Genomic DNA, 23,619 nt, shown 5'->3' with positions numbered 1-23,619 from the left:
ATTACAGTTCAGTATATTTTGTTGCGTTGCCCTTAGCTTTGGCTACTGGATATTTCTCGTTATTAATTTGGATCTTTTCCGCCATTATGGCTGAGATATCCAATTTATATTCATGGACAAGTAATAGTAAGAATGAGAAGATATCAGCAATCTCATGTCTGATTTTCTCTTTATCAGCAGCTTCAGGGCTTTTCCACAAGAATAGCTCATTCAGTTCTGAAGCTTCAATAGATAGTGCTAATGCAAGATCCTTGGGATTATGGAATTGTTCCCAGTCACGATCCTTCCTGAATTCTAATAATTGCGTTATAATATTATCCCAGTCTTTCATAAAGGAATAAAGCTAATATATTTATCGATGGCGTACAAGTGAGGCGAAGGCTGAGTTGGTCGCTAAAATGAATCTTATACACATAGTCTATGCCCTCACGGTTGCGGCAGACGGCTGCATTTCACCACGCGCTTTGCGCTGGGTTCCATGTCTCCGTCCGCCTCAATTCCCGCACATGCAGGAGTGTTCGTACCTCATACACCTGCTTTCCCAAACGCACCTCTTGAAAGTAAGGCATAGCGCCGCGGGCACAAAATTAGCACCGCAGATAAATTGTAAAGGGTATATAAACAGCGCGGCGATGTATCGTTTTTCAGCTGTGCGCTGCCCTTGACAATTACCTGCTAACGCTCCCTGTTGTTTAAGCGGTGAAATGCCAACCTATGTTTTGAAACGGATGCTTAGCTAAAGATAGAGGTGACTTATTTATGCGACAATCAACCTTGGTTAAATGAATGCCTTGAAGAGATCAGCATAAGAACAGACATGAAATTCTTAAATAACCGTAGAAACACAATTAAAAAATGAAACGATTGTAAATTCTAAAAAAGTGAATTACAATTGTTAAACACCTTCTATTAATATAACTAATATATCTGACTGAAATTTAAATAAGCGGCCCATAGATATATGGGCCGCTTAGAATTTATTGTTTCGAAATTGATTCAAGAACGATTAGCTCGAGTTCGCTATCAGATAAGAAGTCAATATCATCGGAATAGGAAATCTCAAAATCATTGATGAGTCCAGAGATCTTTTTTATGAATTTTCTGAATTCTTCTTTTTCTGGAATTCCGTTCCTTTTTAGGAATTCTTTATATTCCTTTTTAGTCAATCCTTTATCGATGTTTTTAATTAAATCAGCATATGCAGAATCATTTTTTACATACTTTTCAAAGGCGAAAGACATGAATCGTCTAAATGCTTTTTCTCCAAACTTCCTGTTAGATATTACAAACTTAGGAAGAAGTATAATTGATCTCCCGTTAAAATGAGGTAGATCGCATATCACATTTTCCCAAAGCCCGGAAGTTGAATTGTAGACGTTGGGTACGGAAAACGATTTGGTTGGCAGATTGTACTTCTGCGCAATAATGCCAGTAAAGTCAATAAGCTGCTGTTTTACTATACCTACCAAAATATCAGAAGTCCTATCTGCCCCAATGTTATCTAAGCCAAAATAAAATGAATTAGGTGTAAAATTACCCTGTTTCAATGATTCCATAAGGTGCTCAATTTGACCTTGTATAGCGACTTTAAGCACGTTTCCAACGGCCTTGCCTCGGATTTGTCTAATGCTAAATCCTAAAGAAGTATGATTGGTTTCACCTAAGCCAGAAAGCAGCGTGTTCAACTTTATGGAATGTTGAAAATGAGCAAAATTAAATAGATTTTTCATGAAGGAATCTATTGAGCTCAACATTTCCTTTGCCAATCTGTCTCCAGTAATAGCTTTTTTCTTAATTAAGTTGTAATCTACGAATGCTTCGTTGTCAGAATCTAAATTGACATTGAAAAATTCAACGTTTTGCTGGGTTAATACACTTGTGAAACCCAATGAGTTAATAGCCGTGTTGGCTTTTTGTTGTTTATTAAAATTCATTTTAATGATTGAAAATATTTTATTTCTAAAAAAAGCTTCATGACATTTCTATGACAAAATAATTATTTTCACTTCTTACTTTTGTAGTACGAAATACAAGTAAGAATATTCATCAGAATTACCTGTCAGTCACATTGTTATCAATGTGCATAATTCCTTTAGGTGGCAAGCCTTTTGGATTTCTCTTATTGAGCAGCAATGTCGACTGCGCCATTTGATACTTTTTTATTAATGCCAGATAGTAATGCCCGTGTTGATGGGTATTTACTACAAATATAACTAAATTTTTGGTTTTTCCAAATTTTATTTACATTTATTTCTGAATCACGTAAAAAGTAAAGTATTGCAAACATTTTCTTAAATTTATTCTTACTTTATATATATTCGAATATTAATTAACCTCATATGAAAATAGAAGAGGAAGCGTTTTATAAAGTACTAGGAGAGAAAATTGCGTCAGAGAGAAAGAAAGTTGGTATGACTCAAGAACAGCTTGGTGAGATTCTGAGCTTATCGAGGGTATCAGTCGTCAATATCGAAAATGGGAAACAAAAACCATCGATCTACCAACTTTATTTAATTGTTGAAAAATTTAACGTAACATTAGATTCGCTAACATCAGCATATCATTTTTCTTCTTCGACAGACACAGAGAATATTCAAGGAAGAGAAATTGATAAAAGATCATTAATTGAATTCAGTAATTTCCTCAATCAAATTAAAAAATAAATTCGATGATGAAGCAGATTAGTTACCAAGACCTTACCAATGAGTTTATTGATAAAGTTTTGAATGAAAATAATATAATCACCGTCCCTATTGATGTTGAACAAGTTGCAAAATCAATAGGTTTAAAAGTACTTGACTATCCGTTTCAGGAGGACATATCAGGCGTGCTTGTAATAAACGAAGATGGTGCAACTATAGGTTATAATCCTAATGAATCAAGTGTAAGAAGACGTTTTTCGATTGCACATGAATTAGGTCATTTTGTCCTTCATGCAGATAAAAACTCCTCAGGGATGTTCATGGATAAGTTGCTTTTTAGAAAAAACATAACCACATACAGCACTAAAGAAGAAGCGATTGAACGTGAGGCAAATTATTTTGCAGCAAATTTATTAATGCCTCAAGAGTTAGTTATTAGTGAGGTTAATAAGCTGAATCCCAATAAAGACGACGAGGAAAATATTAAAGTGCTTGCCAAGAAATTTGATGTTAGCGTTAGTGCAATGACATATAGGTTGGTAAACTTAGGTATTTATTATAAGTAAGAAGTTTAAGTATACATTAAACGGCAAGAATCACATAAGCTTTTATATCAATACTACATTTCTGGACAAATTGAGTCGTATATGAAAATAGCATACGACTCAATTTGTCCAGAAATGTTAATTCCCTATTATTAGTTTCCTTTAACTTTTATTTTTCAACAGTTCAATCTTTTCACGTTCGCTAGCTAACAATTGCTCATACAGCTTTTTATTTTCTTCGTAAATTTGAATTAGTTTATCAATTGGATTGAAGTTGGGATTATAATTTACTGCATTTAACATCGAAGTGTCGTTGAATGTGTTGGATATGATGTTCACCGCCTTTTCTTCATCAAGGTTTTTTATCGCCTCTTCAGGCACGTTCAATGCTTGCGCTACCTGGCGCAATATATCAGCTTCCAATGTTTCCTTAGCTTCCAATAACGATACACGTTTTTGATTCCACTCTTCACCAAGTCGAATAGCCAATGCTTCTTGCTTCAGTCCCAGCATTTCGCGGAAACGTTTTACATTACGGCCTTGATGGATATTTTTTGAGGTTTCAGTAGCTGCGCTCATGGGTCAAATGTAGGTTTAAGCAAAGGTAATCATTTCCTTATAATACGAATAAAGGCCTTTTTTGCTTAATAAGCAAGGATAATTTATCCTTTGGTTTTACTTCGTTAGAAACCTACAGAATAGGTTAGCATTTCCACGTTCCGGTTATTTGTACTCATAAGGTTGATAAATAGTTAATAGTTAGTTCTGACGCCTTGGCAGCAGCGGGCGGCCCCTTCGGTTCTCACGCCGCCCGGCTTGCTGTCTTTCATTATCAAACGTACAACATGATGAAAAAGACAATTAAAGCAGTTAGCAACGCAAGAGTAGCATACGATGATCTGTTCTTTTATGCCATACCCTTAGAAAACAATGATCTGCTACTGGATAAAGCCGTCCTCAATAAACATTATCCCGCCTATAAAAAGCTTCCAAAAGAAAAAAATGGAATGCACTTCATCTTTACCGATTACCGTGACGGGATATTTACGCTTGTCATGCAGCAGAACGATATCCGTTTTGAGCAGATCTACTTAGGTATTGAAAAGAAAACATTGTATGTAGCCTGTGATTGCGGTATGCCGGGAGCGGTTTTATGCGAGCATGCTTATAAAGGACTTATTAATATAAGTTATGGACAGAATCGCAAACTTGAAGGTTATTACTGGCCGGGGTTTGAACCGGACGCGAATGGGGTGAGCAAGTATTTGGACATAGACATCACAAGGCTTGAGGCCTATATATCACCCCGAACTGATTTCGGTAACCTTTATAGACGTGGCATGGGCTTTAAAGACCAAAGTGTTGTTGTCTTCGACCACAAACTCCCTGAATCAGCAAAAAGAGAAGAAGGCGCTCACCAAACATTAGGTTATCAGCTACTATATAACCGGTATTCGTTTTATAAAAATCACCTTCCTTTTCTGTTGCCTTTTGTGGGAACAACCACCAAAAGCGGAGATGATATTGGCTATTACGATTATTATCTCGTCAAGGAGAAACAGTTTAACCATGGCTTAAACCTGTCTAACGACCAAATCATCCTGAATGAGATATCTAAAGCCATGTTTGAAATTGCAACCTCAGTCGAACATAATAAAGTGAAGGGAGAATACTCAGCAGAAACCAAAGAGTACATACCTTTGATGCTTGACCTCTGGCGAAAGGCTATCCCCAAATTACGGTTTGAGCAGCATTTAAAAAGCATCTATTCTCATAGCAGTTCCTGCTACCGGGATCGCCCGAGAAAGGCAGATGCAAAAGCTACCCGGGTCACTATGGACGATTTGGAGATCAGCTTTATATTAAGTGATCAGGGAGACTATTATCAGCTCAAGCCGGTTATAAAAACAAATGGAAAAGATATCAGTAAAGACTGTTACAAAGTCTCGCTTTTCGTAATTGAACCTATAACAACAACAAACTTTCATTTCCACTTGGTCGGCAATCTACAGGACGAATATCTATTAAACTGGCTGAGCGAGGACTATAACAAGCTTACTGTTTTAAAACAGGATTTCGAGAGCTTCCACGAAGGATTTTTACAGCAACTTACCGAGTGCTATCAGATTTCATTCCGTAAATATAAAGGCAGCATGCTTCAGCCTTTTCAATACGATCACGTAAAATCCCAAATTCAACACTAAATATAGCAATTGACGCTGACCAGATATAGTTCTCCTGTAGGCAGTTCTCTTTAAGATAGCAGTCACCATCGCCTTCATATTTGGCATAAAAAGGATTATCGAGTTCAAAAGCACATTGCCCGCCTAATTCGTGAATGTTGTTTATATGGGCAAGTAACCAGTCAACTAATTCTGATCTTTCCATACTGGAGGGTAGCTAAATTTGGAACGTCATAGCAAAGCGTTTATTCTAATGAAGGTAAATTGATTGCAATGCAACTTATTGACAAATACGCGATCTCGTTAAAAATTTTAATTGAATAAATATTTAAATATCCGCTAAAAACAGCTTTTGACCAGCATACTTTTTCTTTAAAACCCGCATATCCTTACTAACCTTAGTATCCGTTACTCTCGCGTAAATTTGAGTAGAGCGAATACTTTTGTGTCCAAGCATTTGGCCAACAGTTTCAATTGGAACGCCGTTTGTCAAAGTTACCGTAGTTGCAAACGTGTGTCGCGCACAATGATAAGTTAGGTATTTATTCCATCCAAGCGCCTTTGTTATTTCTTTTAGATAAGCATTTGCTTTTTGATTGCTTAGTTTGGGCAGAATAGCTTCATCGTCTTTTAGTCGGGGATAATCCTTATAATGATTGATCAGTTCTAATGCGGGAGCGAGGAGAGGAATCCGAACCCGATTATTATTCTTCATCCGGTGTGTTTGTATCCAAGTACCGCCATCTTCCCCTTTTACAATATCTGATTTAGTTAACTTTACAGTATCCGCGTAAGAGAGTCCAGTATAACAGCTAAACAAAAAAAGATCCCTTGCAACATGTAGCCGTTTCTTGGATAAATTTTTCTCCGCAAGTTCGCGTAGCTCTTCACTGGTCAGGTACTCCCGGAAAACTTCTTCATTATGAGCGCGGTATGCAATGAATGGGTCTTGTTTAGCCCAGCCAATCTCAATTGCAATTTTCATCATTGTTCTCAGTTTTTTCAACATCTGCGTTGCCGTATTGATCTTAACCCCATAATCCGTTTTCAGGTAATAATCAAAAGCTCTGACAAACCGGTAATCGATCTTATCCAGGCGTATATCGTCCGTCTGACTATTCAATAACATAAAACGTTTTAATACTCGGAAAACTGACTTGTATTTTTGCAGCGTACCCGGCGTGTATTGCTTACCAATGAGACCCGCAATATGCGTGGTGTGATAAGTCCAGATATCGGAAAGCGTTTTAGGGGTATCCAATTCTTCACCCTGCATAACTTTGCGGATGTGTTGTGGGGTAAAAGATTTTCCTGAGGAGTATAGTTCCTGTCTACTTAGAAGTGCCCGTCCGTAAAGTGTGTCAAGCCAGGAATTGATGTTACGGGCATCCGGAGTGTTTCCTTTTAACCTGCTTTTTTGTCCATCCCAATCCTCACGTTGACATTGAGATTGCGTAGACCATTCTTCTCTTTGGCCGTTAACACTGATCCGGATGTAAATGTAATAGCAAGGCCTACTTAGACTTTTTGTCTTTTTTAAGAAGAATAGCACTTTAAAAGATTGTGCCTCAGCCCGAATTAAATCAGCTTTTTCGGGCTTTTTTTTTCAGGGGCGTTCAGCAACTTCTCGATCTCCTCCGCTTTGTAAAACAAGATCTTGCCAATTTTCCGGGGGGTGAGCGTGCCATCTTTTTGAAGGTTCGATAAAGTTCCTGGAGAAATTTTTAGCATGGTACGGACATCTTTGCTTCTTAACCATTTTTGCCGTTGAAAGGATTGCGTTACTACTATTGGTTTTAAAAGTTCAAATAGTTCGGCTTTAAAATTTTCAAGATCCTTTTTAGTGATTAGTTCGTCAAGGGTCATATAATATTGTTTGTAAATCTTATCATGGGTGTATTGAAAACCGATGTTCTTTGGCTAACAAATCAATGATTTGTTACATTATCTTACCTTTGATAGGCAAGCAAGAGACACCATGTTTCTAAATATTCAGCTTAACAAAAGAGCAAAAGGTTTCCCGGATATGAAATTCCTGACCGGGATAAGTTAGTATAAAGCAGGCATATTTAATCAAAGACCGTTGTGGAAACGGATAGCGAACAATTAAGTCGTTACTTAAAGCCCGCGGGGGTGAAAATGTGGGCTCTTATGGAAATAAAATCAACGGCTTTATTATCATTTTCCCGCCTTGCTTTGAAGTCGCATTTTGCGACCTCAACCTATTATGTGTGATTGGGCTTTTTTGTGTCGATCTATTGATGGTATAAGCTGTAACCCTATTCGAAATTATTCTATGAAGATTAGTAAAAAGTTTTCATGAGCCGATTAATTGAAATAATCGGCTCTTGAATTGCCGTTTTTTTGAGCCGATTAAAATTTCGACGATCAAGATTTGTGTCCGATCTACCAGTAATGTCTCAGACACATAACTATTCAACAAACTAAACAAGGGCGTTTTTTCGTCGACCTTGTAAGCCTTCTACTCTTACTATAACATGTCGTTATAATTAATAAGCCTGAATTAAAACTTCGGCAGGTATATGCAGGATTTCGTTCAATTTTCTAATCATAGCTAAACTCAATTTTCTTTTTCCAGAAAGGATTTCCGATTTACGAGACCGGTAACCTAAAATATCGCCCAGTTCTTTTTCAGACATTTCCATTTGATCAAGTCTGAATTTAATTGCTTCCAGTGGGCTAGGAGAAGGCAAAAGATGGTATACCAACTCATATTCCTTAATAAGAATACTAAGAACCTCCAACTCATCTGATGCCACAGAGCCTTCATTTATATCAGTTTGCATCAGCTCATACACGCGAGCCAAAGCATCATTGTATTGTTTTTCTTCTTTAATTGACTTTAACATAAATTATATCATGAATTTAACGACGGCTTTATAGGTAGGTTTATCATATCGTCTCCATTAATTGGCTTATTCTACTCTATGTTCAAGGGGTCACAAAATGTGACCCCTTGAAGGTTAGTTAATGAAATTCTTCTCTCAACCTTTCAGTTTAAAACCAATCGGTTCCCGAGGTTCATTCTTTTGATGTATTAATTGTTTCAATGCTGCAAAAATGGTATTGATGTCATCATCATGCTGAACGATTAGCTTTTCAAGCTGTTCGAATTTAAGTAATAGATCTTTTTGAGAGATTAACATTTCTCTAAATTTGACAAATACCTCGATAATTCTAATGCTCATGGTAATAGCCTGCTGGCTTTTGATTACGTTCGCAAGCATTAATATCCCATGTTCACTAAATGCATAAGGCAAAGTACCGCCTAACGACTGTCTCGATGGTATCGCATTTTGTGATACCAATGAATCTACTTCTTTATCGGAAAGTTGAAACATAAAATGTTCGGGAAAACGCTCCATGTTACGTTTGACCTGTTGCCGTAAACGCTTAGGAATTGTTCCATACATTTCCGCAAGATCTTTGTCCAGCATAACTTTTATTTCCCTTATCAGATATATCTTTTCAACTATTTGTTGGTCGTTTGTGTTTAGCTCTTTCATCGTTTAATTTCTACTTTTGAGGTCGCAATTTGCGACCTCGGATATTCTGTTGTATTAACGCGCATCAATTATGCTGAACGGAACGATTAATGTTCCTCCAATCAATGTCAGGAAGTTTGCAGCTTCTTTCTCAAAGCTCCCATATCTTCGCCAACCTTTAAATCCAAGATCCTCGCGTAATGCTGCGTGGTTTTAATATTGGTATGGCCAAGCATTTTGGACACGCTCTCTATTGGTACACCATTCAATAAGGTGACGGTGGTTGCGAAAGTATGCCTGGCAATATGAAAAGTTAGATCTTTATTTATACCGCACAAATCTGCAATCTCCTTTAAGTAAGCATTCGTTTTTTGGTTGCTTAATATGGGTAGGAGCTTATCCTCAATCTCACATTGTGGATGATCGCGATATTTTTCAATTACACTCAATGCATAAGGCATAAGTGGAATACGGGAGGGTGTATCGGTTTTTTGGCGACTTGTAAAAATCCATTGCTCACCGTCGTGACCCTTGACAATTTCAGAGCGCCTAAGTTTTTGCACATCGATGTAAGCCAATCCTGTATAACAACTGAATAAAAAGATATCCCTGACCTGCTCAAGACGAGCGCTAACGAAAGTTTTCGAAGCCATGATCTCCAACTCTTCTTTCGACAGAAATGGCCGATCAACTTTTTTAATTTTGATTTTGTAATTAAGAAAGGGATTGACAGTAATCCAGCCACTCGCCAAACAGATGCGAACAATTTTACCAAAGTTCTTGATATACTTTAAAGCTGAATTGTTATTGCATTTACGAACCGAACGGAGGTAGAACTCAAATTCACTGATAAACCGGTGATCAATTTGCTTGACGCGGATATCATTGATCTTGTATTTCCATTGCATAAAGTCTTGCGTATGCTTTAGCGTTGTTTCATACCGGGTAACGGTCGCGGGTGCAAATTCCTCATTCACCAAGGCTGCTACTTTACGGTTATGTTCCTTGAATACGTCAACCAGCATAACGGGCTTTTCAGTTTTGCCCAGGAACCTGTTTTTGATTTTTTCCGCTGTGAGCTCTTCACCACAATCTTTTAAGTAACGGATCGTATCGTTAATCTTTAGTTCGAAATCATTAAGGGCCGAGTTCAATTTATACACCGCCTCTGTTTTGCCTTTGGCTCTTTCTTCACTGGGATTCCAGAGCTTTGCCTGAATTTTTTGACCGGTTGCCAATTCGGCACGCTGTCCATCGCAGGTGATCCGTACATAAACCGGAACTTTTTCTTCTTTTGAATTCGTCCTCTTTTTCAGATAAAAGAGAACAGCCACATTTTTGATCATAAAAAGCTGTTAAAAAGTTAAACAAATTTACCTTTACAGCATAATTCTCACAAGATGTTCATTCTCTGAACACCTTGTTTATCAATTAGTTACAAGAGCTCTGGTGAGCACTTGTTTTGAAATCAGGTGCTCACCAGAATGCTCACCAAAATGGCCGTTCAAAGATGAGCAAATGACACCAAAATGCAACAAAAAACCCCTCAAACGTAGCGTTTGAGGGGTTTAGTGGTGTTTGATACCGTTTTCGTGGAGCCGGAGGGATTCGAACCCTCGTCCAAACATGGTATAAGGTAAGCTTTCTACATGCTTAGTACTGTTTGGTTGTAGGGCAGGGGAAGGTCAGTTACTCACCTATACCGTCTACCTTAGGTGCTTTATCTTACCTGCTATGCACACCTTTAAGCAGGCCAGTTTCATCTTTCGATGCCCCATATACCGATCCGATGAAACGGAAAACCGGTGGGACAAAAGCTAGTTAATTCTAAATTAAGCAGCTAAGGCGTAAGTATTTTCGCCATTTGAAAGTTTGAGCGTTCAGATTTTAGCGCTAATTCACCCAACGCGCTGCGTGCTTACTTACTTATCTCCATCCTGTCAATTCCGGTCGACCCCATTGGTTGTAGTGGTAGTCCTTTTTTTGCAGTAGCAGTTAAGGGTTACAAATATACTAAATATTAGTTGCAGTTTTTTAGTAGCAGTGGCAGTCCTGGCATTATAATTATAAAGGTGACTGCTACTGCCACTAACCACTGCTACTATTTTCTTCCCGGGTAAACCTTCAACGCTTCCTGCAGGCAAGTCATTGCGGCTTGCAGGTCATCACTGTTTAAAACATAAGCCATTCTTACTTCGTTGGTTCCGGCACCAGGGGTGCTGTAGAAACCTGTAGCAGGGGCCATCATTACGGTTTGGTTGTTGTATTCAAACTCTTCCAGCATCCATTGGCAAAACTTGTCGGCATTGTCAATCGGGAGTTTGGCTACCACGTAGAATGCTCCACCCGGATTAGGACAGAAAACGCCTTCCATGTTGTTTAAGGCTTTCACTAAAACATCACGGCGATGGGTATATTCTTTATTTACACCTTCAAAATAACTGTCTGGTGTATCAACGGCGGCTTCGCCGGCAATTTGTTCTAGCATACCTGCGCTTAGGCGGGCCTGGGCAAACTTTAATCCTGTTTTAATTACGGCTTCGTTTTTGGTAATCAGGCAACCCAAACGGGCACCACATGCACTGTAGCGCTTGCTTACAGTATCCATCACCAAAACATTTTCGTCTAAACCATCTAAATGCATGGGCGAAATAAACTCGCGGCCATCATAGCAAAACTCACGGTAAGCTTCGTCAGAGAATAAATACAGGTCGTGTTTCAGACACAGTGTCTTTAACTCTTCCATTTCCTCTTTCGAGTAGAGGTAACCTGTCGGGTTGTTAGGGTTGCAGATAATAATCGCCTTGGTTTTATCGGTAATCACCTTCTCAAACTCGCTGATCTCGGGCAATGCAAAACCATTGTTAATGTAAGAGAGGATCGGTTTCACCACAATATCGCTCTGGCAGGCAAAACCATTATAGTTGGCGTAGAACGGTTCGGGAATAATTACCTCGTCGCCCGGATTTAAGCAAGTCATCATGGCTATTGTAATAGCTTCAGAACCGCCGGTGGTTACAATAATATTTTGCGGGGTAATGTTATAGCCCAGCTTATTATAGTATTCCGTAAGTTTTTGGCGATAGCTTAATGTACCTTCTGATGGCGTGTAGGCCCATACTTTAAAGGTGCTGTTATGTATGGCATCCAGCATTCCCTGTGGGGTCTCGATATCGGGTTGACCAATATTTAAGTGGAATACCTTTTTGCCCTGTTGCTTTGCAGCATCGGCAAACGGAGTTAGTTTACGTATAGGAGAGGCGGGCATTTGCTCGCCCTTGTGCGAAATTTGCGGCATGCGGCAAAGTTAGCAAAAAGATGCAAGCCCTATAAACGAAGAAAGGCGCAATTTGCGCCTTTCGTTATAATGTTATTGTTTAAAAACAAATTATTTACTGCTCGATGTTGGTGCAGCTACCACTTCGCCCACAATGTTCAGGTATTTCTGAGGGGTTTTAGCGTTTGATGTAACAATGATGGTTTTGTTGAACGGAGCAACTACAGCAGCATTGTAAGTGATTTTGATAATACCTTTGTCACCTTTTTTAACAGGTGTTTTAGTGTAATCGGCAATGGTGCAACCACAGGTAGGTTTTACATCAGATAAAATTAAAGGTTCTTCGCCGGTGTTAACGAAAGTGAACTCGGTAGTAACTGGTTTACCCTGAGGGATTTTACCGAAATCATGCTTTTCTTCGTTAAATTTAAACTCGGCTTTGTTATCAGTCTGTGCTGAAGCAGTAAAGGCAAAACCTAAGATTACTGCGCATAATATCATTAACTTTTTCATATCCTTGTATACTTTGTACAAATATAAAATGTTTCATTGGAAACCAAAATTTTACAGTAAACGGTTTAAACAATTGCAAAAGCCGTTAATAACAAAATACAATTTTATAACTTTGACTTCTAATCAAAATATAATATGCCTCAGACCGCTCAACTTACTACCAACAGGTTTGATTCTGCCGAACTGAATTTTGAAGACTTTAAAAAAATAGTCATCAATGATTATCGTATAGGCTTCGAGAGCCGACAAGCCGCTTTGATCGGCCGTCGCGAAGTACTTACGGGTAAGGCAAAGTTCGGCATATTTGGTGATGGTAAGGAAGTAGCGCAACTGGCTATGGCCAAAGCTTTTAAAGCCGGCGATTGGCGTGCAGGCTACTACCGCGACCAAACTTTTATGTTTGCCACAGGCATGAGCAACATGAAAGAGTTTTTTGCCCAATTATATGCTAACCCTGATATAGAAAAAGATCCTGCATCGGGCGGCCGCCAGATGAATTGCCATTACGCAACCCGCTATCTGGATGCTGATGGTAACTATACCAACCAGGCCGAAACGATGAATTGTTCATCAGATATTTCGACTACAGGCGGGCACATGCCACGACTATTGGGTTTGGCTTATGCCTCTAAATTATATCGTAACAATCCAGAATTATCAGATCTAACGAAATTCTCAGTTAATGGGAACGAGGTTGCATTCGGTACCATAGGTAACGGATCAACTTCCGAAGGTTTATTTATGGAAACCTTTAATGCCGCAGGTGTTTTACAGGTGCCTATGGCTATTTCTATTTGGGATGATGCTTACGCGATTTCTGTACCGGCCAAACTACAAACTACTAAAGAAGATATTTCTGAAATACTAAAAGGCTTTCAGCGCGAAGATGGCACCAATGGCTACGAAATCTTTAAGGTTCGCGGCTGGGATTATGTTGCCCTTTGCGAAACTTATGCCCGTGCTATTGAAGTATGCCGTACCGAGCAGGTGCCGGTATTGATCCACGTAACCGAGATGACACAGCCGCAAGGCCACTCAACTTCAGGTTCGCACGAACGGTATAAATCAAAAGAAAGACTGGCCTGGGAGGCAGAGCACGATTGCCTTTTGCAAATGCGTAAATGGATCATCTCATCGGCCATTACCACCGAGCAGGAGCTTGATAAAATAGAAGCCGAAGCCAAAATACATGTACGTGATTGCCAGCGTGAAGCCTGGAACGAACTGGGGGCAGTAATTAAAGCCGAACTGGAAGAAGCTGCCTCATTAATAGATGCTGTTGCACAGGAAGCTACCGCACAGGATGAGGTAGAAGAAGTAGCCCAGGTATTGCGCGAATGCATTGATCCTGGACGGAAAGATATTATTGGCGCTATCCGCAAAACACTACGTTTAACCATCAAACAAAATTTTGCGACTAAGCAAACGCTTGTTAACTGGTTTAATAATAATAACGCACAAAACCACGAGCGTTACAATACCAAGCTGTTTACCAATAGTGCGCACTCGCCGCTAAAAGTTCCGGTTAACCCGGCACAGTATGAGGCAGATGCCCGTTTGGTTGATGGCCGCGAAGTATTAAACGCTTGTTTCGATGCCAACTTCGGTCGCGATAAAACTATTGTTGCCTTTGGCGAAGATTTGGGTAACATCGGTGATGTTAACCAGGGTTTTGCTGGTTTACAAGCTAAATATGGCGATCTGCGTATTACTGATACCGGCATCCGCGAATCAACTATTATAGGTCAGGGAATGGGTTTAGCGATGCGTGGCCTGCGCCCGATTGCCGAAATTCAATACCTTGATTACCTGCTTTACGCCATGACGGTATTAAGTGATGACCTGGCCTCATTAAGCTACCGCACCAGTGGCGGACAAAAAGCGCCTGTTATTGTACGTACACGTGGCCATCGTTTGGAAGGTATCTGGCATTCAGGTTCGCCGCTTGGGATGATCCTGAGTTCGTTACGTGGACTGCACATCTGCGTACCGCGCGATATGACACAGGCTGCCGGGATGTACAATACCTTGCTGCGTGGCGATGAGCCTGCTTTGGTTATCGAAAGCCTGAACGGCTACCGCTTAAAAGAAAAACTCCCGATCAACGTTGGCGACTTTACTGTACCACTGGGCAAAGCCGAAATTATAAAAGAAGGCACCGATATTACCGTGATCTCTTACGGCTCAACCCTACGTATTGTAATGGAAGCTGCCGAAGAACTGGCCCAAATGGGTGTAAATATAGAAGTGATTGACCCGCAAACGCTTTATCCTTTCGATACCGATCAGCTGAGCCTGGCTTCTTTAAAGAAAACCAGCAAACTATTGGTGGTTGATGAAGATGTACCAGGTGGCGCTTCTGCCTATATTACCCAAAAGGTTTTAGAAATGCAGGGTGGTTATTATCAACTGGATGCTCAGCCCAAAACGCTTTGCGCTAAAGAACATCGCCCGCCTTATGGCTCAGACGGTGATTACTTTACCAAGCCATCTGCAGATGATATTATCGAGGTAGCTTACGCGATGATGAGCGAGGCTAACCCGGCTAAATATCCGTCGATTTATTAATCGATAAATAAGTAAATATTGTACATTGCTTCATAATAACTAAATCTTATTATGAAGCAATTTTTTTTGATACTCCTCTGTGTTTTTACAGTTAAATCGTATGCCCAGGATACTATTAGGCGCCGTACCGTTACCTATGGTGTTAGTAGTATGCACATGAAAACGGATACCACAAAATTGGTATATGATGAAAACGGAAACGCACTTCATTTTTATCAGTATCAAAAACTGATGAATACGGGCGATTATACGATAACAACCAAACGCGCTTCGCCCCAAGATCCTGCTACAAAACTCTACCTCAAAAAGCTTTCGGACGAGGAAAAAAGGAAGATGTATGATTTGGCTAAACCTCTCATGGCTATTAAAAGCCCATTACTGCAAGAGAATACAGAAATTAATATTACGCCACTAACACAGGCCATAAGTGCCGAAGAGTTAACCAACAAGGTAATAGTACTTATTTTCTGGAATGCAGACTGTAGTGCATGTACCGAAAGCTTTGGCAGTTTAAACGCATTTTTGCAGCAAATTAACAACCCCGAGAACCTGGTGGTTTTAGCCATTACCCCAGATGCACAAGCCATTGCAGAAGCAAAACTTAAAGAGAAACCATTGCACCATGCGCAATTATTAAGCAATGCCGGGTCTATTGCCAAAAGTTATCAATTATATAGCTACCCCTCATTTGTTGTAGCCGACAAAAGCCATATTATAAGGTACGCAGTATCGGGCATGGGGCCAATTGTGCTGCCCTCATTTAAAGAAGCTATTAAAGCCGTACTTTTTCAATAATAAGAAAGGCTAATACAGAGACAAAAGATACGCTCGTCATTGCGAGGAACGAAGCAATCGCGAACTATGCAGAGCGGCTAAGCATGTCGGGTGCTTCGACGGAGCTCAGCATGACAAAGCTTCGTACCTCGCAATTGACGGTTTTTTTATTAATTCTAAAAATTCCACACGCAGTCGCTCGGCTCTTGCCGAGTGACGACTATTTTAGGCCTCTGGCCTTTGCTACCCGATTAAAAGATGCCAGGAGGGATCCGCAAGAATCGTCACTCGGCAGGAGCCGAGCGACTGCATTAGAGAGTCAAGAACCAAGACAGGAAATTCTGGTAATTCATAAATTCTAATAATTCTGGTTCAAGACAGGAAAAATTCTACTTCAAGACCGAATTATCTTATTTTTGCCCCGGCTTAAAATGCCGATAAACGATATATGGATTCTATCACTTTTACGGCTGTTGCCGAAACTATTAAAAAACGCCGCACCATAAAACCGGCAACCATGAATGGCAACAAAATCCCTAACGGGCATGTTGCTGCATTGCTTGAGCTGGCCGACTGGGCACCTACCCACGCATTAACCGAGCCATGGCGCTTTGTGGTTTACGAAAACCCGGCTGACTTTTGTTTACAACATGCCGAAATGTACAAAGCCAACACGCCTGCCGAAAACTTTAACGAGGCTACTTACACAGGTTTCCAAAATACTGGTAACAAGGCATCGCACGTAGTGCTTACCTATATGACCCGTAGCGAGCTGACTAAAATCCCGGTTTGGGAAGAAGTTGCTGCTGTAGGTGCTGCTGTACAAAACCTATTGTTAGGTGCTGCTGCATTAAATATTGGTGTTTTCTGGAGTACCGGTGGCATGGCCTTAAAACCTGTTATGAAAGAGTTTTTAAACTTAGGCGAACTTGACCAGGTGATGGGCGTACTTTACTTAGGTTATACTGATGTACAGCCAGAAGGTAAACGCAAAGTTTCTTTGGAAGAAAAAATAACCTGGAAATAATTCTTGCTTCTTTTTTGCTTTTTGAAATAATTATTTAACTTTAGGGTATTAATGAGAATGCTATGACGTTTAATTGTATTAAAAGAGGTACTTTTGTATACTCTAAGTACAATTAACCTCATAACCCTGTTTACTTTTAAACTTATTGATTAACTCAAAAAGCAAAAAATGAAGAAAACATTTTGGTGGATAACAAGCGTTCTGATCCTGTTCATGATTGTCACTGTAGGTTTTAAAGCCGCAGTTGATACCACAACAAACAACGCCGATATTACCACTAAAACTGCTTCCTTAACAAGCGAGGTGCGTTTTAGTAACATGGTATCTGATGTTTATAAATCTGCAGGGTTACAAAGTTCAGGCTTAGACCTCGGTACTTTTCAAAAAGCAATAACAGGTTTTTATAACCTAAAGCTGGCACACAAGCTTCCTTTCAGCAGTAATATTTTAACCGTTGTAGATTTTAACAAACCCAGCCACGAAAAACGGATGTGGATTGTTGACCTGCAAAGCAAAATGCTGTTGTTAAACACCTGGGTAGCACACGGCCAGGGTAGTGGTAACGACGTGGCAGATCATTTCTCTAACAACGAAGAATCGCATCAAAGCAGTTTAGGTTTTTATGTTACCGATGATATTTACATGGGTAAACATGGCCGCTCGTTACGCTTAGATGGTATGGATGCCGGTTTCAACGATAAAGCCCGCGAACGTGCCATTGTATTACATGCTGCCGATTATGTTTGCCAGAATACCATTAACCAGTTAGGCCGCTTAGGTCGCAGCTTTGGTTGCCCTGCTGTATCGCCAATGGTTATTGATCAGGTAATCAGCACACTGAAAGGTAAAACCGTGTTGTTTATTAACGGCCCGGATACTAAGTATAGTTCGAGATATTTAAACACTAACCTCGCTGCAAGTTTTGCAGCGCCCGATACTACTTCGCAACCTGTGTTAAGCGCGAGAATGTAAGTTGGTTATTTTTGGTTATTAGGTTACTGAGTTATTAAGTTGCTGTGTAAATCTTCTAATAACCTAATAACTCAATAACTACTTGCTAACTAAAGAGTTTTTTAAATCCAATTATAAATCAAAAAGCCTCCCGGTACATCAGGAGGCTTTTGTGTTTATACACTGTTGAGTTTGTTCGCACTTTTATGATACTCAAAAATTGATCGTCATTGCGAGGTACGAAGCAATCCCTGACCGTGCAGTTCTAATTTACAGAACCGCTCTGTAAATCGGGGATTGCTTCGTTCCTCGCAATGACGTGGTTGTTTAATAACCAATTAGATTAACCCACCAGAGGTAACAATCCTTTCCGCAGTGATCCATCCTGAAGCGTCAGATGCCAGGAAGGTTACAACATTGGCAATATCCAAAGGCTGGCCAACGCGGCCAAGCGGTGTAGTTGCAATAAATTGTGCTTCCATTTCGCTGCCTTTAACGCCTGCCGAAATAAAACCTTCTGTTTCTACCGGGCCAGGGGCAACCACATTCACACGGATATTTTTAGGGCCTAACTCTACAGCCAATACTTGGGTCAGGGTATCTAAAGCACCTTTTGTGGCCGAGTAAACACTGGCGCTATGTGTGCGGCTTGTGCTGGCTACCGAACTGATGTTGATGATACTACCACCTGTAGCCGGGATATATTTCAAGGCCTCCTGTGTGGTAAGGATTGGGCCCAGCACGTTGATGTTAAACTGGCGATGAAACTCATCTTCGGTAACACCTTCTATCGGTGCAAACTGGTATACACCTGCATTATTTACAACAATATCAACTTTGCCGTAAGTTTGGGCAGCGATAGCAAATAGCTGTGCTACCTCGGCAGCATTATCAACACTGGCTTTTACTGCTGTTGCATTACCACCAGCGTGGATGATGCTTTCAACCACGTTATCAGCGTCAGTTTGGCTGCTGGCATAGTTTACAATAACATTTACGCCCTCGGCAGCCAGTGCTTTAGCAATACCTGCGCCTATACCTTTGGATGCGCCGGTTACTACGGCAACTTTTCCTTTTAAGTTTAAGTTCATTTTAATTTACTTATTTAAATGTTTAGATGTGTTTGTGTGTTATATTGCGTACATCAATAAAACATAAGTAAAATTACATTAATACATTTAAATGTTTTGATGTATTAATGTAATTTTTTTTAACCTTTTATTCCTTGTAAAAATTTTGTGTAGGCATCAACAACACCTTTATCAATCGCATACTTAATATTGCGCCCTTCCTTTTCGGCGATCAATAAACCTGCGTCGGTAAGTTGTTTAATGTGGTGGGAGATGGCAGACTGGGTAAGATCAATCATTTCAACAATATTGGCGCATTGTGTGCAGTCGCGGCTTTTGCCCACGTATTGCATTATTTTAATGCGATGCGGGTCGCCCAATGCTTTCGATATACGTTCAAATTGTTTATTATCCATTGTATTTACAGATGCAAATATATTAATAAGTATTTTTATGTTGGGCTTTTGCTGTAAAGGATCGTAAAAAGCCTCATACCTGTCAGGATATGAGGCCTTTTTAATGGATGTCATGCGATGAAGTAATATCGAACACAGAATATCCAATATCGAATAATGAAGTAAAACTTCGATGTTGGATATTCAAAATTCATTATTCGATATTGTTTACCCTTCTGTCGTTTATACTCCCAAAAACTTCTGCATGTGTGCAAAAAGCACAATATCTAAACCATAAACATCGGGGCGGTATTGCAGGGTTCCGCTTTCATCGGCCCAGCAGGTAACGTAGGTTATGTATACGGGTACTTTTTTGGGCAGGGCAACATCGGTAGGTTTAGGGTTGTCCTGGCTCATAAATTGTTTAATCATCTCGAACTTTTCGCCGTCACCAAACAGGCTGTGGGCTAAATCTAACGGCTTTTCTAAACGCACACAACCGTGGCTTACAGCGCGCATAGTATAACCGAATGGCGCTTGTGCCGGCGTATCGTGTAAATAAACGCTGCTCTTGTTAGGGAACAGGAATTTTACTTTACCAAGTGAGTTATCATCACCTGGTTTTTGCTTGAAATCGTATTTACTCAAATCTTCCGATCCCCATTTAATAGTCTCGGTATCTTCCAGTTTTTTACCGTTTTGGTATACTTCAATGTTGTTGTTGTCAAGGTAGTACGGATCATCTTCGGCATGTTTAACAATCTCTTTGTTTACAATACTTTGAGGGATATTCCAAACCGGGTTCACCTGTGCTTCATAGATCAAACTGTTCAATTGTGGTGTTTCGCGCGAGAACGGGCGATCGGTTTTGTCACTGTCGTCATACTCAACCAGGTTATTGGCGTAATCTTTATTACGGCCTTCGCCCACGCAAACCTTCATGTTTAGAGATGATTTGCCATCTTCCATTACATCCAGACGGAAATCGGGGATATTCACAATCACATACTTAGCTTCAGATGGTTTGTTTTTCCAACGCAGGCGTTCCAGGTTCACTTTAATGATGCGGTCTGTTTCTTCCTTAGTCATGCCTGGCGCTGTTGTACCTGCGGCCAAGGCTTTTTGCAAAGCAATGTATTGCGGGTTTTTAGGCTGAATGCTATCCAGATAGGCTTTCATGTTGGATACGGCCAGTACCTGCCTAACCGAATTGCTATCAGGGCGCAGCGTTTTGGTAAAATAACGCGCATAGATCCGGCGCGGACTAATCAACCCGAACTGCAAGTCATTAGAATAATTGATAAACATATTAGCCGTCATCACCTCCAGTTCGGCCATATCGTGGTAGGCTTCGTCGGTGGTTTTGATGGCGGTTTTATCGTAGAATTTGTTCAGCAGGTCATTATATGCTTGCGCGTTGAAGATTTTTGGGTCGAGGCCATGTTCGCCGGCTTTTTGTAAATATTCGCCGAAAGCTTTAAGGTCACCGTTACCTAAATGGTCCATCACAAAGCTTGGGTCGTACTCATTCTGTTCGTAAAAAGCTACAATCTGTTGCGGGTTGTTAAGGTTCTTTTTTTCATCTGCCAACACCTTTTGAAATATTGGGTCAAAGCCCTCTGGAGTAATATTTTTAAATGCTTTGTTGGGAGTTATCTTGTAAAGTGCGTTTGCCATGTCAGATCGCTTCTTTTTACAGCTTTCAACCGTAAGCAGCACCATAGCAATAAGTATAAGCAGCAAGCTAATAGGGGTCTTACTTAATTTATAGGTAATGTTTTTCATTTATATTATAGTTGTGTATGCCAACTAAAGCAATTGTAATACCATAAAGTTTGGGGTAAATTATTAATGTTGAAAATGAACAGAAAGCTATGCTAAATTTGTGGGATGAGTACAGATAACATGCCCGAAGTTTGGTTACGCGGCCCGATAGATGAAATCCCTGAACTGGTACAGCCGGTAGCTTTTGCCCTGTTACAGGCCCGTGAAGAAATAGAAGTTTTGATGGAAGATTTCCCTGATGAACTGCTTTGGGAAAAGGTAGCCGGTATGGCATCGCCCGGTTTCCATTTGCAGCATATAGCCGGTGTGCTTGACAGAATGTTTACTTATGCTAATCAAAAGCAATTAAGCGCAGGTCAAATAGAATACCTGGCCGAAGAGGGCAAACCGGAAGAAGGGATTACAACGGAACAATTAGTAAATACATTTAGCCTCGCTGTCGAATTATCCTTACGCCAATTAGGCCGTGTTGATGAAGGCATGCTGACCGAATACCGCGGCGTTGGCCGAAAGAACTTACCATCTACATTAATGGGCTTGTTAACCCACGCTGCCGAACATACTATGCGCCATACAGGATAGCTGTTGGTTACAGTAAAAGTTTTAAAAGCAGGTTTATAATTGGTTAATAAAGTCGGGGATCTGCTCAACCGTAAGCGTATGATCAATCGGCATGGCATCAATGGCTTGCTGGGGCATATAGGGCACCTGTGCGGTTGATGGGTCTTGCACAACGATAGTCCCTTTGTGGGCTTTGATAATGCTCAGGCCTTCCACGCCATCGGCATTGGCTCCTGATAATAAAATACCGGTTACGCCTTCGCCATAAGCTTCGGCTGCGGTTTCGAACGTTACATCGATACTTGGGCGCGAAAAGTTAATCTTTTCAGAATCGTCCAGCGAGAAATTTTTGTCGGTCTCAATCAGTAAATGATAATCGGCAGGGGCGAGGTAAACATTCCCCGGTAGGATGGCTTCCTTATCATCGGCCTCTTTTACGGGCAGATCTGTACGAAAAGCCATCAACTGGCTCAACGACGAATCTGAATCATTTTTGCGGTGCAATATAATCACGATTGGGATGTTAAGATCGGCACGCAAACGCGCAAGTATATGCAGGATAACATGCAAGCTGCCTGCTGAGCCCCCGATAACTACAATTTTTTGAACCCCGTTTAGTGAATTTTGCGCCATATTTTCTCTTTACCTTCCTGCCGGTACTTAGAGATAATGGGCGATAGCTTTAAAGTTTCTTTACTACCAAGCGCCAAAAATCCTAAGTTTTCCAGACTATCATCAAAGAGTGCAAAAACCCTGCCTTGAAGTTCTTTTTCGAAATAGATAAGCACATTTCTGCACATGATCAATTGAAACTGGTTAAAAGAGCTTTCAGATACCAGGTTATGTGTCGAAAAAACCATGCGGCTGCTTAGCTCTTCATCAAATTTAACCATATTATAACTTGCTGTATAATAACGCGAAAAATCTTCCGTTCCACCACCGGCAATATAGTTCTCAGAGTACTGTTTCATCTGGCTCATGGGGAATATCCCTGTTGATGCCTTTTGTAACACTACCGGGTTAAGATCTGTAGCGTAGAGTAACGATTTGTGTAATAAATTGGCCTCTTTGAGTAAAATTGCCATCGAAAAAACTTCCTCACCTGTTGAGCAGCCCGCGTGCCAGATGCGGATAAAAGGGTAGGTGGCCAGTACCGGCAGCACATGTTCGCGCAGGTTTTGGTAAAACACGGGGTCGCGGAACATCTCGGTTACGTTAACTGTAATTTGTTCTACAAAGCGTTTAGAGTAATCAGGATCGTTGCGCAGGTGGTACCTGAACTCGGCAAAGCTGGGGAAGCGATCCAGTGTAAATAAGCGGTTAATCCGTCTTTTGAGCGAAGCTTTGGCATAGTCTGTAAAGTCGAAACCATACAGCTCCAGCATATCGTTTAATAAAAGTTTAATCTCCTGCTCTCCAACGGGCGTATCCATTCAGTATTATAAATAAGTATTCAATAAATCAATCAACACATCCACATTAACGGGTTTGGATATGTAGGCGTTAGCGCCCGCCTCGAGGCATTTTTCACGGTCGCCGGGCATGGCCTGCGCGGTTACGGCAATAACAGGCAGGTCGCGTAGTTTTTTATCGTCGCGTATGCGGTTAATGGCTTCATAACCATCCATTTCGGGCATCATCATGTCCATCAATACAATACCAATGGTATCATCTTGCTGCATCATGTTAATGGCCCTTGCCGCATCGGTTGATGACAGGCAGGTATAGCCTTTTGAACGCAGGGTGAGGCTTAGCGCAAAAATATTGCGTGTATCGTCATCCACAATCAGGATCTTTTTGGCAGGGATACTCATGTATTAAT

25 protein-coding genes, 1 other RNA gene and 1 pseudogene are annotated in these 23,619 nt (G+C 40.5%); 8 read left to right on the top strand and 19 right to left on the bottom strand.

Annotated features, from left to right (window positions below; translation table 11 throughout):
- Nucleotide 1: 1 nt before the first annotated feature.
- From PQO05_RS19955 to PQO05_RS19945, 3 genes are all read right to left on the bottom strand, one after another.
- A complete protein-coding gene (locus PQO05_RS19955) occupies nucleotides 2-331 on the bottom strand; it encodes a nucleotide pyrophosphohydrolase (RefSeq protein ID WP_273629202.1) in 330 nt (109 codons plus the stop codon).
- Between the two features lie 646 nt (nucleotides 332-977).
- Nucleotides 978-1,934 (bottom strand): hypothetical protein, encoded by a 957-nt coding sequence (locus PQO05_RS19950; protein WP_273629201.1) that lies wholly within the window; start codon nucleotides 1,932-1,934, stop codon nucleotides 978-980.
- Between the two features lie 185 nt (nucleotides 1,935-2,119).
- Nucleotides 2,120-2,287: a hypothetical protein gene (locus PQO05_RS19945; RefSeq protein WP_273629200.1), complete on the bottom strand. Its 168-nt coding sequence runs from the start codon at nucleotides 2,285-2,287 to the stop codon at nucleotides 2,120-2,122.
- Between the two features lie 52 nt (nucleotides 2,288-2,339).
- On the opposite strand from PQO05_RS19945, the gene PQO05_RS19940 reads away from it, so the two are divergent.
- Both PQO05_RS19940 and PQO05_RS19935 read left to right on the top strand, forming a co-directional pair.
- A complete protein-coding gene (locus PQO05_RS19940; RefSeq protein ID WP_273629199.1) occupies nucleotides 2,340-2,663 on the top strand; it encodes a helix-turn-helix transcriptional regulator in 324 nt (107 codons plus the stop codon).
- 5 nt (nucleotides 2,664-2,668) lie between these two features.
- On the top strand, nucleotides 2,669-3,208 hold the full coding sequence (locus PQO05_RS19935; RefSeq protein ID WP_273629198.1) for an ImmA/IrrE family metallo-endopeptidase: 540 nt from the start codon (nucleotides 2,669-2,671) through the stop codon (nucleotides 3,206-3,208).
- A gap of 141 nt (nucleotides 3,209-3,349) precedes the next feature.
- Here the strand turns inward: PQO05_RS19935 and PQO05_RS19930 are convergent, their stop codons facing one another.
- Complete coding sequence (locus PQO05_RS19930; protein WP_273629197.1) at nucleotides 3,350-3,766, bottom strand: helix-turn-helix transcriptional regulator; 417 nt, start codon at nucleotides 3,764-3,766, stop codon at nucleotides 3,350-3,352.
- A gap of 194 nt (nucleotides 3,767-3,960) precedes the next feature.
- On the opposite strand from PQO05_RS19930, the gene PQO05_RS19925 reads away from it, so the two are divergent.
- Nucleotides 3,961-5,391, top strand: coding sequence for a hypothetical protein (locus PQO05_RS19925; RefSeq protein ID WP_273629196.1), 1,431 nt, complete (start codon nucleotides 3,961-3,963; stop codon nucleotides 5,389-5,391).
- 307 nt (nucleotides 5,392-5,698) lie between these two features.
- Here PQO05_RS19925 and PQO05_RS19920 read toward each other — a convergent pair whose 3' ends face one another.
- The 9 genes and pseudogenes from PQO05_RS19920 to PQO05_RS19885 all read right to left on the bottom strand — a co-directional run bounded on the left by PQO05_RS19920 (nucleotide 5,699) and on the right by PQO05_RS19885 (nucleotide 12,666).
- Entirely contained in the window at nucleotides 5,699-6,646 is a 948-nt protein-coding gene (locus PQO05_RS19920) for a site-specific integrase (RefSeq protein ID WP_273629195.1), read from the bottom strand.
- Between the two features lie 69 nt (nucleotides 6,647-6,715).
- Nucleotides 6,716-6,922 (bottom strand): annotated as a pseudogene (locus PQO05_RS26770) (Arm DNA-binding domain-containing protein); the annotation flags it as partial.
- A gap of 26 nt (nucleotides 6,923-6,948) precedes the next feature.
- Complete coding sequence (locus PQO05_RS19915) at nucleotides 6,949-7,236, bottom strand: helix-turn-helix transcriptional regulator (protein ID WP_273629194.1); 288 nt, start codon at nucleotides 7,234-7,236, stop codon at nucleotides 6,949-6,951.
- 644 nt (nucleotides 7,237-7,880) lie between these two features.
- The gene (locus tag PQO05_RS19910) at nucleotides 7,881-8,240 is read right to left on the bottom strand and encodes a helix-turn-helix domain-containing protein (protein ID WP_273629193.1); all 360 of its coding nucleotides are present in this window, start codon (nucleotides 8,238-8,240) and stop codon (nucleotides 7,881-7,883) included.
- A 135-nt stretch (nucleotides 8,241-8,375) separates the two neighbouring features.
- The gene (locus PQO05_RS19905; RefSeq protein WP_273629192.1) at nucleotides 8,376-8,897 is read right to left on the bottom strand and encodes an ORF6N domain-containing protein; all 522 of its coding nucleotides are present in this window, start codon (nucleotides 8,895-8,897) and stop codon (nucleotides 8,376-8,378) included.
- A gap of 107 nt (nucleotides 8,898-9,004) precedes the next feature.
- Entirely contained in the window at nucleotides 9,005-10,222 is a 1,218-nt protein-coding gene (locus tag PQO05_RS19900) for a site-specific integrase (protein WP_273629191.1), read from the bottom strand.
- A gap of 244 nt (nucleotides 10,223-10,466) precedes the next feature.
- Nucleotides 10,467-10,834: a transfer-messenger RNA gene (gene ssrA, locus PQO05_RS19895) on the bottom strand.
- Between the two features lie 143 nt (nucleotides 10,835-10,977).
- Nucleotides 10,978-12,174, bottom strand: coding sequence for a pyridoxal phosphate-dependent aminotransferase (locus PQO05_RS19890; RefSeq protein WP_273629190.1), 1,197 nt, complete (start codon nucleotides 12,172-12,174; stop codon nucleotides 10,978-10,980).
- 90 nt (nucleotides 12,175-12,264) lie between these two features.
- Nucleotides 12,265-12,666 (bottom strand): DUF1573 domain-containing protein, encoded by a 402-nt coding sequence (locus PQO05_RS19885; protein ID WP_174314643.1) that lies wholly within the window; start codon nucleotides 12,664-12,666, stop codon nucleotides 12,265-12,267.
- A 135-nt stretch (nucleotides 12,667-12,801) separates the two neighbouring features.
- Here PQO05_RS19885 and PQO05_RS19880 point away from each other — a divergent pair, with 135 nt between their 5' ends.
- The 4 genes from PQO05_RS19880 (at nucleotide 12,802) to PQO05_RS19865 (ending at nucleotide 18,007) form a co-directional block, all read left to right on the top strand.
- Complete coding sequence (locus PQO05_RS19880) at nucleotides 12,802-15,234, top strand: alpha-ketoacid dehydrogenase subunit alpha/beta (RefSeq protein WP_273629189.1); 2,433 nt, start codon at nucleotides 12,802-12,804, stop codon at nucleotides 15,232-15,234.
- A gap of 51 nt (nucleotides 15,235-15,285) precedes the next feature.
- Nucleotides 15,286-16,029: a peroxiredoxin family protein gene (locus tag PQO05_RS19875; RefSeq protein ID WP_273629188.1), complete on the top strand. Its 744-nt coding sequence runs from the start codon at nucleotides 15,286-15,288 to the stop codon at nucleotides 16,027-16,029.
- Nucleotides 16,030-16,456: 427 nt separating this feature from the next.
- On the top strand, nucleotides 16,457-17,035 hold the full coding sequence (locus PQO05_RS19870) for a nitroreductase family protein (RefSeq protein ID WP_273629187.1): 579 nt from the start codon (nucleotides 16,457-16,459) through the stop codon (nucleotides 17,033-17,035).
- 168 nt (nucleotides 17,036-17,203) lie between these two features.
- Complete coding sequence (locus PQO05_RS19865; protein WP_273629186.1) at nucleotides 17,204-18,007, top strand: murein L,D-transpeptidase catalytic domain family protein; 804 nt, start codon at nucleotides 17,204-17,206, stop codon at nucleotides 18,005-18,007.
- A gap of 317 nt (nucleotides 18,008-18,324) precedes the next feature.
- Here the strand turns inward: PQO05_RS19865 and PQO05_RS19860 are convergent, their stop codons facing one another.
- The 3 genes from PQO05_RS19860 to PQO05_RS19850 all read right to left on the bottom strand — a co-directional run bounded on the left by PQO05_RS19860 (nucleotide 18,325) and on the right by PQO05_RS19850 (nucleotide 21,236).
- Nucleotides 18,325-19,077 (bottom strand): SDR family NAD(P)-dependent oxidoreductase, encoded by a 753-nt coding sequence (locus tag PQO05_RS19860; RefSeq protein ID WP_273629185.1) that lies wholly within the window; start codon nucleotides 19,075-19,077, stop codon nucleotides 18,325-18,327.
- A gap of 119 nt (nucleotides 19,078-19,196) precedes the next feature.
- Nucleotides 19,197-19,586, bottom strand: a complete 390-nt coding sequence (locus tag PQO05_RS19855; RefSeq protein WP_273629184.1) for an ArsR/SmtB family transcription factor — start codon at nucleotides 19,584-19,586, stop codon at nucleotides 19,197-19,199.
- A gap of 108 nt (nucleotides 19,587-19,694) precedes the next feature.
- Nucleotides 19,695-21,236, bottom strand: a complete 1,542-nt coding sequence (locus tag PQO05_RS19850; protein ID WP_273629183.1) for a L,D-transpeptidase family protein — start codon at nucleotides 21,234-21,236, stop codon at nucleotides 19,695-19,697.
- A 105-nt stretch (nucleotides 21,237-21,341) separates the two neighbouring features.
- Here PQO05_RS19850 and PQO05_RS19845 point away from each other — a divergent pair, with 105 nt between their 5' ends.
- On the top strand, nucleotides 21,342-21,818 hold the full coding sequence (locus PQO05_RS19845; RefSeq protein ID WP_273629182.1) for a DinB family protein: 477 nt from the start codon (nucleotides 21,342-21,344) through the stop codon (nucleotides 21,816-21,818).
- Between the two features lie 33 nt (nucleotides 21,819-21,851).
- On the opposite strand, the gene PQO05_RS19840 is transcribed toward PQO05_RS19845, so the two are convergent.
- Genes PQO05_RS19840 through PQO05_RS19830 form a run of 3 tightly spaced genes read right to left on the bottom strand, consistent with a single transcriptional unit; the run spans nucleotide 21,852 to nucleotide 23,611 of the window.
- A complete protein-coding gene (locus PQO05_RS19840) occupies nucleotides 21,852-22,430 on the bottom strand; it encodes a chemotaxis protein CheB (protein WP_273629181.1) in 579 nt (192 codons plus the stop codon).
- Nucleotides 22,412-23,230 carry a CheR family methyltransferase gene (locus tag PQO05_RS19835; protein ID WP_273629180.1) on the bottom strand — a complete coding sequence of 273 codons (819 nt, stop codon included), beginning with the start codon at nucleotides 23,228-23,230 and terminating at the stop codon, nucleotides 22,412-22,414. Before PQO05_RS19835 ends, PQO05_RS19840 begins: the two co-directional genes overlap by 19 nt.
- A gap of 6 nt (nucleotides 23,231-23,236) precedes the next feature.
- Nucleotides 23,237-23,611, bottom strand: a complete 375-nt coding sequence (locus PQO05_RS19830; RefSeq protein WP_273629179.1) for a response regulator — start codon at nucleotides 23,609-23,611, stop codon at nucleotides 23,237-23,239.
- Nucleotides 23,612-23,619 lie beyond the last annotated feature (8 nt).

Source organism: Mucilaginibacter jinjuensis, from assembly GCF_028596025.1.
GTDB lineage: Bacteria > Bacteroidota > Bacteroidia > Sphingobacteriales > Sphingobacteriaceae > Mucilaginibacter > Mucilaginibacter jinjuensis.
Note: the sequence above shows the minus strand (reverse complement) of the source record. Positions and strands in the feature narration are given on the sequence as shown.

Coding starts and splice junctions, on each gene's coding strand:
- PQO05_RS19910 (WP_273629193.1), bottom strand. CDS start 8,240: ATGTTAAAGTCAATTAAAGAAGAAAAACAATACAATGATGCTTTGGCT.
- PQO05_RS19835 (WP_273629180.1), bottom strand. CDS start 23,230: ATGGATACGCCCGTTGGAGAGCAGGAGATTAAACTTTTATTAAACGAT.
- PQO05_RS19845 (WP_273629182.1), top strand. CDS start 21,342: ATGAGTACAGATAACATGCCCGAAGTTTGGTTACGCGGCCCGATAGAT.
- PQO05_RS19880 (WP_273629189.1), top strand. CDS start 12,802: ATGCCTCAGACCGCTCAACTTACTACCAACAGGTTTGATTCTGCCGAA.
- PQO05_RS19840 (WP_273629181.1), bottom strand. CDS start 22,430: ATGGCGCAAAATTCACTAAACGGGGTTCAAAAAATTGTAGTTATCGGG.
- PQO05_RS19855 (WP_273629184.1), bottom strand. CDS start 19,586: ATGACATCCATTAAAAAGGCCTCATATCCTGACAGGTATGAGGCTTTT.
- PQO05_RS19870 (WP_273629187.1), top strand. CDS start 16,457: ATGGATTCTATCACTTTTACGGCTGTTGCCGAAACTATTAAAAAACGC.
- PQO05_RS19885 (WP_174314643.1), bottom strand. CDS start 12,666: ATGAAAAAGTTAATGATATTATGCGCAGTAATCTTAGGTTTTGCCTTT.
- PQO05_RS19935 (WP_273629198.1), top strand. CDS start 2,669: ATGATGAAGCAGATTAGTTACCAAGACCTTACCAATGAGTTTATTGAT.
- PQO05_RS19905 (WP_273629192.1), bottom strand. CDS start 8,897: ATGAAAGAGCTAAACACAAACGACCAACAAATAGTTGAAAAGATATAT.
- PQO05_RS19890 (WP_273629190.1), bottom strand. CDS start 12,174: ATGCCGCAAATTTCGCACAAGGGCGAGCAAATGCCCGCCTCTCCTATA.
- PQO05_RS19920 (WP_273629195.1), bottom strand. CDS start 6,646: ATGCAGGGTGAAGAATTGGATACCCCTAAAACGCTTTCCGATATCTGG.
- PQO05_RS19915 (WP_273629194.1), bottom strand. CDS start 7,236: ATGACCCTTGACGAACTAATCACTAAAAAGGATCTTGAAAATTTTAAA.
- PQO05_RS19830 (WP_273629179.1), bottom strand. CDS start 23,611: ATGAGTATCCCTGCCAAAAAGATCCTGATTGTGGATGACGATACACGC.
- PQO05_RS19875 (WP_273629188.1), top strand. CDS start 15,286: ATGAAGCAATTTTTTTTGATACTCCTCTGTGTTTTTACAGTTAAATCG.
- PQO05_RS19860 (WP_273629185.1), bottom strand. CDS start 19,077: ATGAACTTAAACTTAAAAGGAAAAGTTGCCGTAGTAACCGGCGCATCC.
- PQO05_RS19850 (WP_273629183.1), bottom strand. CDS start 21,236: ATGAAAAACATTACCTATAAATTAAGTAAGACCCCTATTAGCTTGCTG.
- PQO05_RS19900 (WP_273629191.1), bottom strand. CDS start 10,222: ATGATCAAAAATGTGGCTGTTCTCTTTTATCTGAAAAAGAGGACGAAT.
- PQO05_RS19865 (WP_273629186.1), top strand. CDS start 17,204: ATGAAGAAAACATTTTGGTGGATAACAAGCGTTCTGATCCTGTTCATG.
- PQO05_RS19940 (WP_273629199.1), top strand. CDS start 2,340: ATGAAAATAGAAGAGGAAGCGTTTTATAAAGTACTAGGAGAGAAAATT.
- PQO05_RS19945 (WP_273629200.1), bottom strand. CDS start 2,287: ATGTTTGCAATACTTTACTTTTTACGTGATTCAGAAATAAATGTAAAT.
- PQO05_RS19950 (WP_273629201.1), bottom strand. CDS start 1,934: ATGAATTTTAATAAACAACAAAAAGCCAACACGGCTATTAACTCATTG.
- PQO05_RS19955 (WP_273629202.1), bottom strand. CDS start 331: ATGAAAGACTGGGATAATATTATAACGCAATTATTAGAATTCAGGAAG.
- PQO05_RS19930 (WP_273629197.1), bottom strand. CDS start 3,766: ATGAGCGCAGCTACTGAAACCTCAAAAAATATCCATCAAGGCCGTAAT.